The organism is Streptosporangium minutum (assembly GCF_002149035.1).
Lineage (GTDB): Bacteria > Actinomycetota > Actinomycetes > Streptosporangiales > Streptosporangiaceae > Streptosporangium > Streptosporangium minutum.
The window spans coordinates 42,908-55,738 of record NZ_NGFP01000011.1 but is presented as its reverse complement, the minus strand read 5'-3'; the positions used below and the strand labels follow the sequence as shown (position 1 = coordinate 55,738).

Annotated in this window: 10 protein-coding genes; 3 read left to right on the top strand and 7 right to left on the bottom strand. The window is 72.4% G+C overall.

The window, feature by feature from the left end:
* Window positions 1-25: 25 nt before the first annotated feature.
* Together CA984_RS04395 and CA984_RS04390 are read right to left on the bottom strand one after the other, a co-directional pair.
* Window positions 26-2,104, bottom strand: coding sequence for a tetratricopeptide repeat protein (locus CA984_RS04395; protein WP_086568404.1), 2,079 nt, complete (start codon window positions 2,102-2,104; stop codon window positions 26-28).
* A 13-nt stretch (window positions 2,105-2,117) separates the two neighbouring features.
* Entirely contained in the window at window positions 2,118-3,356 is a 1,239-nt protein-coding gene (locus tag CA984_RS04390) for a hypothetical protein (protein WP_086568401.1), read from the bottom strand.
* Window positions 3,357-3,780: 424 nt separating this feature from the next.
* Here CA984_RS04390 and CA984_RS04385 point away from each other — a divergent pair, with 424 nt between their 5' ends.
* Window positions 3,781-6,066 (top strand): AfsR/SARP family transcriptional regulator, encoded by a 2,286-nt coding sequence (locus CA984_RS04385; RefSeq protein WP_165781100.1) that lies wholly within the window; start codon window positions 3,781-3,783, stop codon window positions 6,064-6,066.
* Between the two features lie 60 nt (window positions 6,067-6,126).
* Here CA984_RS04385 and CA984_RS04380 read toward each other — a convergent pair whose 3' ends face one another.
* Entirely contained in the window at window positions 6,127-6,888 is a 762-nt protein-coding gene (locus CA984_RS04380) for a YcnI family copper-binding membrane protein (RefSeq protein ID WP_086568396.1), read from the bottom strand.
* 115 nt (window positions 6,889-7,003) lie between these two features.
* Window positions 7,004-7,558, bottom strand: a complete 555-nt coding sequence (locus CA984_RS04375) for an MFS transporter (RefSeq protein ID WP_242675725.1) — start codon at window positions 7,556-7,558, stop codon at window positions 7,004-7,006.
* Window positions 7,559-7,663: 105 nt separating this feature from the next.
* On the opposite strand from CA984_RS04375, the gene CA984_RS04370 reads away from it, so the two are divergent.
* Entirely contained in the window at window positions 7,664-8,140 is a 477-nt protein-coding gene (locus tag CA984_RS04370) for a hypothetical protein (RefSeq protein WP_086568389.1), read from the top strand.
* A 17-nt stretch (window positions 8,141-8,157) separates the two neighbouring features.
* Here CA984_RS04370 and CA984_RS04365 read toward each other — a convergent pair whose 3' ends face one another.
* The 3 genes from CA984_RS04365 to CA984_RS04355 are packed head-to-tail and all read right to left on the bottom strand — an operon-like array spanning window position 8,158 to window position 10,531.
* Window positions 8,158-8,922 carry an ABC transporter ATP-binding protein gene (locus CA984_RS04365; protein ID WP_086568387.1) on the bottom strand — a complete coding sequence of 255 codons (765 nt, stop codon included), beginning with the start codon at window positions 8,920-8,922 and terminating at the stop codon, window positions 8,158-8,160.
* A gap of 4 nt (window positions 8,923-8,926) precedes the next feature.
* Complete coding sequence (locus tag CA984_RS04360; RefSeq protein WP_086568384.1) at window positions 8,927-9,715, bottom strand: ABC transporter permease; 789 nt, start codon at window positions 9,713-9,715, stop codon at window positions 8,927-8,929.
* Between the two features lie 42 nt (window positions 9,716-9,757).
* Window positions 9,758-10,531, bottom strand: a complete 774-nt coding sequence (locus CA984_RS04355; protein ID WP_086568382.1) for an ABC transporter permease — start codon at window positions 10,529-10,531, stop codon at window positions 9,758-9,760.
* Window positions 10,532-11,570: 1,039 nt separating this feature from the next.
* Here CA984_RS04355 and CA984_RS04350 point away from each other — a divergent pair.
* The gene (locus CA984_RS04350; RefSeq protein ID WP_086568379.1) at window positions 11,571-12,686 is read left to right on the top strand and encodes an alpha/beta hydrolase; all 1,116 of its coding nucleotides are present in this window, start codon (window positions 11,571-11,573) and stop codon (window positions 12,684-12,686) included.
* Window positions 12,687-12,831: the final 145 nt, after the last annotated feature.

Here is a 12,831-nt window from a genome sequence, read left to right as displayed (position 1 = left end):
GGCGTGGATCCGGCCGGGGGCGGCGTCAGATCGCGACGGCCTTCAGGCAGGCGTCCAGCCGCTCCCGGGCCTCCACGTCGTCGATCGCCGCCAGCACGGCCCCGTAGTCCTCGGCCGCCTCGGCGTAGCGCGCCGCCTCCTGGTAGACCACGGCCCGGTTGAACCGGATCGCGGGCGTGCCGGCCAGTTCGACCGCCCGGTCCAGGTCTCCGGCGGCGCCGGCCAGGTCGCCGGCCTCGAAGGCCAGCTCACCCCGGGCGGCCCACGCCTCAGCCAGGGTGTCGTCCCGCCGGAGCGCCGCCGACAGGGCTTCGCGGGCGGCGTCGGCGTCGCCCCGCTCGGCGAGCAGCTTCCCCTTCAGGCAGAGCAGGTGGGCGTTGTCCGGGGCGAGGGCGAGCCCGGCGGTCGTGACACGCCAGGCGGCCTCGGCGTCGTCCAGCTCGTGCAGCAGCCCGGCCAGGTTCACGTGGGCGTCCACATGGCCGGGATCCAGCTCGATGGTGTAGGCGAAGTCGGCCACCGCCCCCGGCACGTCGCCGAGTTCGAGCCGGGCGTCGGCGAGGTTGTAGTAGGCCTCGGGGAACGGCGGGGACAGCCGCAGAGCGCGTTCGTAGGCGGCGACGGCCTCCTCGTTACGGCCCAGGCGGCGCAGGATGTTGCCGATGTTGAAGTGGTGCTCGGGGAACTCCGGGTCGAGCTCGACGACCATGGCGTAGTCGGCCAGCGCCTCCTCCAGACGGCCCGTCATGCCGAACACCTGGGCGCGGTTGTAGCGCAGCACGGCGCGGTGCAGGGCGTGCTCGTCCGCTTCGAGCTCCCGGTCCAGCCGGGCCATCCCGTCCTCCAGCAGCCGCAGGGCCACGTCGGAGCTCTTCTGCCGCACCTCGACCAGGGCCAGCCCGTTGTTGGCGAAGACCGAGTGGAAGGCGCGCTCCTTCCGGTCGCCCAGCAGCGACGCGATCGCGACGGACAGGTTCATCCAGGACCTGGCCTGCTGGTAGTCCCGGCGCTCCTCGGGGTAGTGGCGGGCGTAGAGCATCGCGGTGCCGTAGGCGAGGTCCATGTGCACGACCGGGTCCTGGGTCACCCCGCGGGCCTCGTCGTAGATCGCGTTCGCCTCGTCGGCGCGGCCGAGCGAGGCCATGCAGGTGCTGGTGGAGTTGGTGAAGTACCACCAGAGCTCCTCCTGCGCGGTCCGGTCCACGATCGCGCGGGCGCGCAGGCCCAGCTCGACGGCCGCCTGGTAGAGACCGATGTCCTTGCAGTGCTGGAGCGCCTTCCGGATGGCGTCCAGCCCCGCCCCGCGAGGGTCGCTGCCGTGCTCGGCGTGGTAGGGGACGGCGCCGAGCAGCAGGGAGAACTCTCCCCGGCCGGCCAGCAGCGCCGCGCGCTCGTCGTGCAGGCGGGCGCGCTCCTCTCGCGGGAGCCGTTCGTAGGCGGCGAGGAGGTCCGGGTCGTCACCGGTGCCGTCGCCGGCCACGTAGTCCCACGCCTCCCCGACCGCGGAGGCGGGGGAGGCGGGGCAGTCGACGGGCTCGGCGCAGGCCGCCAGGACGCTCGCCAGCGAGACGGCGATCTCGCCCGGCGGGTCGGCGACCGGGTCGGGGCCGGTGCCGACCACGACGGTCAGCTGCCCCAGGTCGCTGCGGCGCAGCAGCACCGCGGCGAACTCCTGGTCGGTCGGGTCGGCCTCGTGGATGTTCTCCAGGACCAGGGTGCGCGGCCCGCCGCCGGTCGCGGCGAGATAGTCGCGCAGGAACTCGGCCAGGCCGTTGGAGACGTTCAGGGTGTGCAGCCGGGAGTAGAAACGCGTGCGCTCCTTCTCGCCGACGCTCCACTCCAGGGTCGACCAGGCCGAGGGCACGACGCCGGCGAGCTCCGGCGTGCTGGTCAGCAGCTCGATGTTGTGGGCGGGACCCAGCTCGGGACGGAGTGCCAGGGCCTCCGCGGCGATCGACCGGATCAGCGTGCCGGCGGCGGTGTAGGGGCCCCGCAGCCGCCGGTGCGCGTCGATCACCGCCAGCGTCGGCGGCAGGTCGAGCCCGTCCCTGGAGCGGTCGCGGTCGCGGCGCCGGGCGCCTCTGAGCCAGTAGTGGTTGCCCATGTGATGAGTCCCTTCAGGCGATGACGTGGGCGAGCCGCCGCTGCGCGCGCCGCTGCCGGCGGTCACGGATCATCAGCCAGGCGATGATCACGAACTGCAGGACGACCAGGCCGGAGAAGACTGCCGAGTCCAGCAGCTCCTCCCAGCCGACCTCGCCGCCGCCGGTGAACCGCCCGAGCACCCCCACGAGCATCCGGTAGCCGATCGGGACGGCCGCCAGGGCGAAGGAGCCGATGCTCACCGCGTAGCCGACGACGATCAGCCAGGAGTACCAGCGCGCCGTACGCCGGTCGGTCTCGTGCCAGCCCGACTCGTCGACCAGGTGCCCGGTACGGCCCAGCAGCCGGTTGACCCGGTTGCGCAGGTACTGCTTGGCGGTGTCGTGCAGGTCGACGCAGCCGAGGGCGGTGGATATGAGCACGTACAGGTCGGTGCGGAGATAGAAGGAGAACTGCCAGACCACCCGGATCAGCACCGCGAACGCGATCGCCAGGCAGACCTTCCCCCCGAGGGAGAAGGCGCCCGAGGGCTCCCGGGTGAGGTCGGCGACGAGGGTGAGCACGGCCATGACGAGCACGTCGGCCAGCATCCCGGCGAGGATCGGCAGGTATCTCCTGCGGCGCGGCACGGCGACCAGGCCGGGCAGCGACGTCTCCAGCACGATGAAGTAGAGCCTGCGGCCGATCGTCAGGGTGGAGCGCAGCCCCAGGCGCCGTCCGGCCAGGGCGTGGAAGGCCTCGTGCAGCAGGAGCTGGGGGATGGCGAAGACGAACAGCGCGGCCTGGACGACGGTGTAGTAGTCGGTGAAGAAGACGTGGTTGTAGGTCGGCGCCAGGTCGGGCCGCCGGACCATGGCGACCAGGGCCCACGCGGTGAGCGCGGCGTAGGCGATCCAGGCCGGGGGCGAGAAGAGCGCCGCGCCCAGCCGTTGCCAGCGCACCGGGGCCGGGGCCGGCTCCGCCGCCGTCTCCGCCGTGTCCGCCGGCCTGACGAACTCCAGCTCTCCGAGGGCCGCGATCACGTCGTCCATGTCGACGCCCTCGCCGTACTCGTCCAGGTACCAGGCGGCCGTGTCGCGCGGGGTGGCGCCCGCCTCCAGCCTGCGAACGATCTCGGCGCCGTCGGCGGGGAAGATGCCGTAGGAGTCGATGTCCGGCCTGCCGACCGTCACCTCCTCGCCGTCGGCGAGGTAGACGAGCTGGTGCAGCGGGAGCGGTCGGTCGGGGTCGTAGCCGGCACTCGCGGTCACCACGGGGCCTTTCCGTGCATGAGGGCGGAAGGAGTCGTGCGGGTGCCGGCAGGCACCCGCACGGGGGTCCCGCCTAGTTGGGCACCTTGTAGATCGAGCACGCCGCGGCGGTCAGGCGGATCGGGCCGACCTTACGGATCTTGATTTTCTTCATCTGTGCACCCCCTCCCTGCGTCGAAGGTTCCGCATCACCATGACCGGTGGTGCTGGAGCGCCGCCGACGCCGTACTGGACGGGAGATCCCCTGCGGAGGTGGGGGAATACAGCGGGGTGCCAGTGCGGCTCCAGTGGCCGCACTTTGACAGGTCAGCCCCTCGCACATGACTAGGTCAAATCGTATGATTCTCTGGTTTGCGCCATCCGCTGCGGGTCTGACCTGGATGGGAATATGACGGACATACGGTTCCGCCTGCTTGGTCCACTCCGGATGTGGAGGGGAGAGACCGAAGTCAAGATCGGTTCGGACAAGCAACGGGCCGTGCTGGCCCTGCTCCTGCTCCGGGCCGGATCGCCGGTCAGACGTCAGGAGATCATCGACACGCTCTGGGGCGACGACACCCCCGAGTCGGTGGTCAACCTGGTACAGACCTACGTGGGGAGGCTGCGGCGCCAGATCGATCCGGGCAAGGGCGCCTATTCGGCCTCGACCTGGCTGGCGGGGATGGGCGCCGCCTACGTGGTCCGGCTCGACCGGTGCGACGTGGACCTGGTCCGCTTCCGCGCGGGGGTGGCGGGGGCCCGCTCGGCCGCGTCCCCCGAGGAGTCCCTGGCACTGCTGCTCTCCGCGCTGCGGATGTGGAACGGGCCATGTCTGGCCGACCTCGACCACGTGCTGCGCGGCCACCCCTGGGTCCGCGCCATCGAGCACGAGCGGATCGACACGCTGCTGGAGGCCGCCAAGACCGCGCAGCGGCTCGGCCGGTCGGCCGACGTCATCCCGCAACTGCGCGCGGTCGCCGCCGCCGAGCCGCTGAACGAGGCCGTGCACACCTCGCTCGTGCTCGCCCTGGCCGCGTCCGGGATGCAGGCCGAGGCGCTGGCCGAGTACGGGCTCATCCGCCTCAGGCTGGCCGAGGAGCTGGGCGTCGACCCCGGATCCCAGCTCCGCGACGCCTACTTCCAGGTGCTGCGCCAGGAGACGCGCTACGAGGGCGTCGCCGCCGCCGCCGAGCCGCCCTGCCCGTCCCTGCTGCCCGCCGACATCGCCGACTTCACCGGCAGGGAGAAGCTGGTCGAGCAGCTGGGCGCTCTCATCGCCGACCGCAGGCCTGGACCGATCCCGGTGTCGACCATCACCGGCAGGGCGGGCGTCGGCAAGACGACGCTGGCCGTGCACCTGGCGCACCGCATGAGCGGCGACTTCCCCGGCGGCCAGCTCTACGCCGACCTCCGGGGCTCCGCCGAGCAGCCGGCCGACCCCTCCCGGGTGCTCACCCGGTTCCTGCGCTCGCTGGGCATCGGCGGCCAGGCGATCCCCGAGGACGCGGACGAGCGCGCCGAGCTGTACCGCACGCAGCTCGCCGGCCGCCGTGTCCTCGTCGTGCTGGACGACGCCGCCGACCAGGCCCAGGTACGGCCGCTGCTGCCCGGCTCGCCCTCCTGCTCCGTCATCGTGACGAGCCGGTCCCGGATGGCCGGCTGGCCCGGTGCGCACGCCGTCGACCTCGACCTGCTGGAACCTCACCACGCCGGCGACCTGCTCGCGGTGATCGTCGGCGCGGAGCGGGTCGCGCCCGAGCCCGAGGCCGCCACCGAGCTCGTCCGGCTCTGCGGCCGGCTGCCGCTGGCCATCCGGGCCGCCGCCACCCGGCTCGCCGCCCGCCCCCACTGGACGCTCGCCAGGATGGCCGGCCGCATGGCCGACGAACGGCATGGCCTCGACGAGCTCTCGGACGTGCGGGCCACCCTCGCGCTCGGCTACCGCAGGCTCGACGAGCCCGCCCAGCGGGCCCTGCGCCTGCTCGGGCTGCTGGACCTTCCGACCTTCGCCCCGTGGCTGGTCGCGGGGGTGCTGGAGGCGTCCACGGAATCGGCCGAGGACCTCATCGACGCGCTCGCCGACGCCTACTTCCTGGACACCGCCGGGGTCGACGCCGTCGGCCAGCCCCGTTACCGCTTCCACGAGCTGGTGCGCCGCTACGCCCGGGAGCTGGCGCTCAGGGAGGAGAGCGAGGCCACCGTCAGGACGGTCGTCATCCGTGCCCTGGCGATCCTGCTCGCGCTGGCCCAGGACGCCGACGGCCGCCTGCCGTACACCGTCCGGGCGCCGCTCTATGGGCGGTCGCCGCGCTGGCCGCCGCCGGCGGCCGTCCGTGAGCCGCTGCTCGCCGACCCGCTGGCCTGGTTCGACAGCGAGCGGCCCTGTCTGGTCGCCGCGGTGCTGCAGGCGGCCGGCCTGGGCCACGACGAGCTGGCCTGGGAGCTGGCCGCCGCCACGCTGAACGCCGCGATCATACGGACGCCGTGGGCCGAGATCGGGGTCACCCACCGTTCGGCGCTCCTGGCCTGCCGCGCCACCGGCAACAGGCGCGGCGAGGCCGTCATGCTGCGCGGCCTGGGCGAGCTGGACCACCACCTGGGGCGGCGGCAGGAGTGCCTGGACGCCCTGAACCACGCGCGCGCCCTCTTCGCCGAGATCCGCGACGCTCCGGGAGAGGCCGACACCGCCGCCCGCCTCGACGCGCTCCGGGAGAGGACGGCGCCGGCGACCTGACCTCACCGCGACGGCCCCGCGGAGTCCTCTCCGCGGGGCCGTCGCCTCTGATCGGGCGCCTCAGGAGACGCGGTTGCCGCGGCGCAGGCCGAGCACGCCGACCACGAGCCCGGCGAGCCCGGCCAGCAGGCCGGCGCCGCCCAGCAGGCGGGCGGTGCCGTCGGAGGAGTCCGCTCCGGAGGCCGCGACCGGGACTACCGTCGGCGCGGCGAGGGTGGCCGCCGCGGCCGACGGGACCGCGGCCGGGGTCGCGGAGGCCGCGCCGTGGCCGTCGCCCCCGGCGGAGGCGGGCGTGAGCTTCAGGACCGGGGCCGGGCGCTCGGGCTCGGAACCGTCGGCCTTGGGCTCGTCGTCCCACTTCACGACCTCGCCGCCGCTGTAGGTCTGGGTCGCGGGGAAGACGAGGTGGTCGGTGTCCTTGGGCAGCGCGCCCATGGACACCTCGAACTCCTGGAACTGGCCGGGCCCGATCTTCCCGCCGGACCAGGTGATCTTCGTGACGGCCTCGGTGATCTCGCCGTACTCGGTGGTTACGGGCTTGGGCAGCTTGCTCTCGGTCACCTTGACCTCCCAGCCCGGCAGCGGCTTGACCGAGACGAACGGCAGCGGGTGGTCGGTGGGGAAGGCGACCTCGACCTTGTTGGTCGAGGCGTCGTCACGCTCGTTCGGGACCCGGAAGGCGACCTTGCTGAAGCCGCCCTGCTCGGCGCTGCCGGGGTTGATGGTCACGTGGGCGAGGGCGGGCAGGGCCAGACCGAGGGTGAGGGCGGTGACGCCGGCGGTCACGGCGACGGCACGGCGGCAGGCAGAGGAAAGGGACACGGGGGTTCTCCACTTCGATGCATGGGCTTCGAGCACGCCGGGGCGCGCGAAGCGGGAAAGGGGGTGGCTTCGAGCACGCCGGGGCGTGCGGAGCGGGAAAGGGGTGGGAGGAGGGTCAGCGGGCGGGAAGTGGAGGACCACGCCTGCTGACGGTGTGACGGAGGACGGCCCGCGCGGGGACGGGCACGACGGCGGGGACGGCCGCGCGCGCGGGAGCGGAGGGAGCCACGGGACAGGGCAGCAGCCGGAGCGCCGCGCCCAGACGCCCTCGCGCCGCGCGGAGCAGCGCCCACAGGGCGCCCTCGCCGCGTGCCAGCCACCAGCCGGTGATCAGCGTGGCGGTGAGGTGTGCGACCAGCATGCCCAGGTCCTCGCCCAGCCCCTGCCCATGGGGGTGTGCGGTCAGCGAGATCCCCGAGGGGTCGCCGTAGGCGAACAGCTCGTGCAGGAAGAGCTGCATGGCCGACAGTCCCACGCTGATCGTGGCGGTAGACCGTTCGCGTCCGGCGAGCAGGACCGCCAGGGCCGTGACCGTCACGGTTCCGGTGGCCATCGCCCACGGCGCGGGTCCCGAGCCGCCCGCGGCCAGATGGCCGAGAGCGGCGAGCGTCACGCAGACGGCCGAGAAGGCGGCCGCCCGCGTGAGGCGTAACGGGAGTCGGGCATGCATGGTGATACATATGCTCTCACGCACCCCGCAACGCCTGCCGTTTAATGGCATTTGTCGCTAGGGTTGCCGCGACCGTGACAAGCGCAACCAGCCGAGGCGGTAGTGATGCGGCACTTCTTCGGGCTGTTCGTGGGGTTGGTCATGACGGCTGCCCTGCTGGTCGGCGGGGGCTGGGCGGTGCAGGAGGCCGGTGCGGACGCCGTCGCGCTCTCCGGCGAGAGCGGTCCGCGGATCTGGATCGTGCTGGGCGTCATGGCCGGGATCGGCCTGCTGTTCGGCCTGGTGGTCGCCGGCCGGATCTCACCGCTGGCGGCCTTCGTCCCGTCGATGGTCCTGCTCTCCTGGAACGTCGTCTACGCCCTCGACGCCAAGCGCGCCGCCGGACTGATCGCCGACGCCGTCTCCCTCCACCCGGCGCTCGCCCCGGCCGGCCGGGGCGCGGCCCCGCTGCTCGCCGGCGGCGTCTACGCCCTCCTCGGCGTGGCGCTCTTCGTCCCCGTCCTCATGCCCTCCCGCTGGTCCGGCCGGGTGCGCGAGGACGACGACGGCTACGAGCACTCCAACGACGAGGGTTATCACTGAGCGGCTCCGCGCGGCCGTCAGGGGCTCACGCTCCCGTCGGTGTAGAGGCGGGCGACCACGTCCTCGATGGAGGTCTCCTCCGGGACCGTGGCGCGCAGGTCGTCCAGGGTGCCGTCGAAGGTCAGGCGGCCGTGGTCGATGAGCATCACGCGGCGGCAGAGCTTCTCGATGTCGCCCAGGTCGTGGGTGGTGAGCAGGACCGTGGTGCCGTGGTCGGCGTTGAGGCGGCGCAGGAACTCGCGCATGGCGGCCTTGCTGACCACGTCGAGGCCGATCGTGGGCTCGTCGAGCACCAGCACGGCGGGGGAGTGCAGGAGGGCGGCGGTGACGTCGCCGCGCATGCGCTGGCCGAGGCTGAGCTGGCGGACCGGGGTGTTCATGAACCCGGCGAGGTCCAGCAGGCCGGTCAGCTCGTCCAGCCTGCGGCGGAAGTCAACTCGATCTACTTTGTAAAGGTGTCGGATCAGCTCGAAACTGTCCTTGAGGGGCAGGTCCCACCAGAGGGTCGTCCGCTGGCCGAAAACCACACCGATCTTCCGGGCGAGAGCCGTACGGCGGCGCGCCGGGTCGAGCCCGGCCACCTGGATGCGGCCCGAGGTGGGCGCGAGGATGCCGGTGAGCATCTTGATGGTGGTGGACTTGCCCGCGCCGTTGGGGCCGAGGTAGCCGACGAACTCCCCGGCCTCGACGGTGAAGGACAGATCCTGTACGGCGTGCACGGTCGTGCGCGTGCGGCGGCGGCCCACGGTGAACGAGCGGCCGACCCGGTCGACTTCGATCATGCGATCAACTCCCCGTTGAACGGTAGCGGCGGATGCCCGCCCGCCAGGCGAACGCGGCGACGGCGGCCAGGATCAGGGCCGCCAGGGGCGCGGCGAAGCGCAGCCCGTACGGCAGGCCGAAGGGGTCCTGCCGGTCCAGCACGAACAGGCCCGGCTGCCAGTTCACGAACGCCAGCGGCACGACGAACGTGACGCCCCGGACGAGCTCGCCGCCGTAGACGCTCAGCGGATACTGGGTGAGCGTGCCGCCGCCGTAGGTGAAGGCGTTGGCCACCTCGGGCGCGTCGGTCAGCAGGAACTGCAGCGCGCCGCCGAGAGCGAAGACGGAGGCGAAGATGACGATCCCGCACACGACCATCACCGGGATCATCCACGCCCTGCTCCAGGGGAGGTCGAGCTGGGACAGGGCGATGCCGAGCACGACCGCGGCCTGGGCCGTCCTGCCGAAGCGGTGCACGCCGAAGCGGTCGACGGCCATCTGGACGAACGCGCTCGCCGGGCGGATCAGCATGGTGTCGAAGGTGCCGGTCCTGATGTGCTGGCTGAGCCGGTCGACGTTGCCGAAGAGCATGTCGCTCAGCGCGAACGACAGGCCCGCGCTGCCGTAGAGGAACATCACCTCGGCCAGGCCGAAGCCGGCCAGCGACCCGGTGTGCTCGAAGATCACCCAGATCGCCAGGACGTCCAGCGCGTTGACGGCGAACGAGCCGATCGCCATCGTGGCGAGCTGTCCCGGATACTGAGCCGAGGCTCTCAGCCATGTCCAGGCCAGCAGCAGGTAGGTCCTGACCATCAGGGGCTCGTCCCCTTCCCGCGTCCCGTGGCGGTCGCGCCGTCACCCACCCTGGATCACGACCCTGTGCCGGGCGGCCCGGGTGACCAGGGCGCCCAGGGCCAGCAGCGCCGCCGCCCAGGCGGCCTGGAATCCCAGCGCCTCCAGGACGTCCCGCTTGCCGAGGTAGACGTCGGCGGGGACCTGGACCATCGCCGACCAGGGCAGCGCGCCGGCCAGGGAGCCGAGCCAGCCGGGGAACAGGTTCAGCGGCAGGACCATGCCGCTGAAGAAGAGCGTCATCAGCAGCGACAGCGACTGGGTGCCCCGGTCGTCGACGACCCAGCAGGCCGACAGGGCCATCAGGTAGCGCCAGGCGAAGCTGACGACCATTCCCAGCGCGCAGCTCGCGGCGAAGAACACCCAGGTCACCGGGGAAACCGGCGTGACGAGGCCGAACAGCGCGGCGCCGACGACCGTCGGCGGCAGGCTGCGCAGCAGGAGCAGGTAGCACGCCCGGCCGAGGTCGTCGGCGAGGCTCCACATCTGCAGCGACGCCGGCCGGACGAGGTCGACGGCGATGTCTCCGGTACGGACCCGTCCGGAGAGCTCCAGCCCGCCGCCGAAGAGCTGCATGGGGCCGATGAAGGCCTGGCTGAGGAAGCAGAAGGTGACGGCGTCGGCGATGTCGTACCCGGCGAGCCCGGGGCGGGCCTCCCAGAGGGCGATGAGGACGTAGGCGCGGAGGATCCCGAAGACGGTGTTGGTGAAGGCTCCGGCGAGGGCGGCGGCGCGGTAGGCGGAATGGCGGCGGAAGCCGTATCCGGCGATGCGCACATAGAGCAGGAAGGCGGCCTCCTCAAGGACGTCAGGGCAACCCTCCTATCCTGCTCGACCCTCCCGGCGGCGGCAACGGAATTTCCGGCGGCCGGACGGCGGCCGGTCGGAGGCCCGGATGGCGAGTGGACGGGGAATCTCCTTGTCCTGTGGTCCTTCCCGGCCGGTGGGTGCGTGAGGTGGCCGGCGCCTCGGACGCGGGCGGTGCGATGGGTCCTCGGGGCGGCAGCGTATGTCGCATCACGCCAGGACGGCCGGACGGCCGCTTCCGAGGCCCGCGCTTCTCTGCGATCCCGTCAGGTCTCCGTGGAGATCCCCCCAACCTCCGTAGCGGTCACCCCACCCCTGGCTGTGGTCCTGTCTTCTGTGACGGTCGCGCCATTCGTCATGAAGGTCGTCCAACCCTCTGCGGCGCTCCCGCTGGCTTCTGTGGCATCTGACGCCCTTCCAGGATCTGCAGCAGATGAGAGGGCCCTTGCGCTGGCAGGGCCTGAGGCTGAGGATGTCGCGCTGAGGAGAGGCGGCGGCCACCGCCTTGGCGGGGCCCGGGATCGTCGACGCCGCCGAGATCCCCGGCGGCCAGAGAGCGACCGCGGCGAGGATCGCCGCGCCGAGCGCCGCCGGCCGTCTGGAGTTCATGGATGTCTCCTCCCGGTGGGGCTCATGGCCCTTGTTCTGGAGCCGCGCGAAGCACGGACCAGCCAAATCTCCATTTTTCCGACATTTCGCCTATATATTCATAATTCCCCTAGAGGAATTGGTCTGCTCCGGTGGCTCCGGGGCTCCCGGAGGGATCTCGCCCTGCCCGGCTCGATCCGCCGGCCGTAAGCGACGGTCTCTGTCCGGGTGGTCACCCGGCCTTCCCGCCGGGCAGGCGGCGTTTTCGAGCCGTCGGCTGCCTTATGCGCGGAGTGGAGTACGGTGGACAGACCTGTCGTCAAGGAGCGTGTCGCCGGGTGTGCAAGGCCTGTTCGTCACGATAGGGTCACCGTCGGAGTAGAAGGATGTTCTGCGGGAATCCTCCTTACCGGAGGTCCGCATGCACGATGAGATCGACGTGGACGTTTGCCCCGGCTACCCCGTGAGCTGGCAGGCCGCAGCCCTCAACACGGTGATGCGCGGCACCCTCAAACCGATCTCCGGCCTGCTGCTCAGAGCCGACATCGGCGTCGTCGCGGCCTCCCGCATCGTCGCGCTGGCGGACAGGGTGCCGCTCCCCGTCCCCGCCCACGTGAGCATCGTGAAGGAACCGCTCGGGACGTGTTCCGGCGAGTGGGTCCGCGCCGGGCAGGGGCTCGACGAGGGCAGGGCCGTGCTGTACTTCCACGGCGGCGGCTACTTCCTCTGCTCCCCGGCGACGCACCGGCCGATCACCTGGCGTCTGTCGGCCGCCGCCGGGTGCCCGGTGCTGGCCGTCGACTACCGCCAGGGGCCGGCGCACACGCTGGCCGAGTCCCTGGAGGACGCGGCAGCGGCCTACGCGTGCCTGCTGGAGCGCGGCTACGATCCGGCCGGCATCCTGTTCGCCGGTGACTCCGCGGGCGGCCACCTCACCCTGGCCACGCTGCTGGCGCTGCGTGACAGGGGCCTGCCGCTGCCCTCGGCGGCGGTGTGCCTGTCGCCGTGGACCGACCTCACCGACGCGCCCCGCCGGGTCAACCGCCTGCTCGACCCGATGATCCCGGCGGGCCGGGTCGGCTGGCTCGCCCGCCGCTGGACCGCCCGCCTCGACCCTCGCGACCCCCTGGTCTCCCCGGTCTTCGGCGACTACACCGGCCTGCCGCCGTTGATGATCGTCACCGGCTCCACCGAGGTCCTCCGCGACGAGGGGCGCCGCGTCGCCGAGCGGGCCCGCGCCGGCGGGGTGCCGGTGACCTACGAGGAGTGGCGCCGCATGCCCCACGTCTTCGCCATCCTCGCCGACCTCGTCCCCGAGGCCCGCCAGGTCTTCCGGCACATCGCCCGCTTCCTCGCGGCCGTCCGGGATCTCCCGGCACGGGACCTCCCCGACCTTGGCCCCGGCCCCGACCTCTCCGACCCCGAACTCCCCGGCCTCAGCCCTGACCCCTGCCTCGGCCCCGACCTCCCCGACCTTGGCCCCGGCCTCGGCCCCGGGCTCTCCGACCCCGARCTCCCCGGCTCCGCCGCGGCCTGAGGGGCGATCTGCTCCCCGGTCACGCCGTCACATCCGGTACCGGCAGGCATCCCGGACATCACCGGTGACTTACCCCGAGGGATCATTCGCCTTACCTGTTCATATCCCTTATGACAGGTCGGCGGCGAAGGCCTCCCTCATCCCG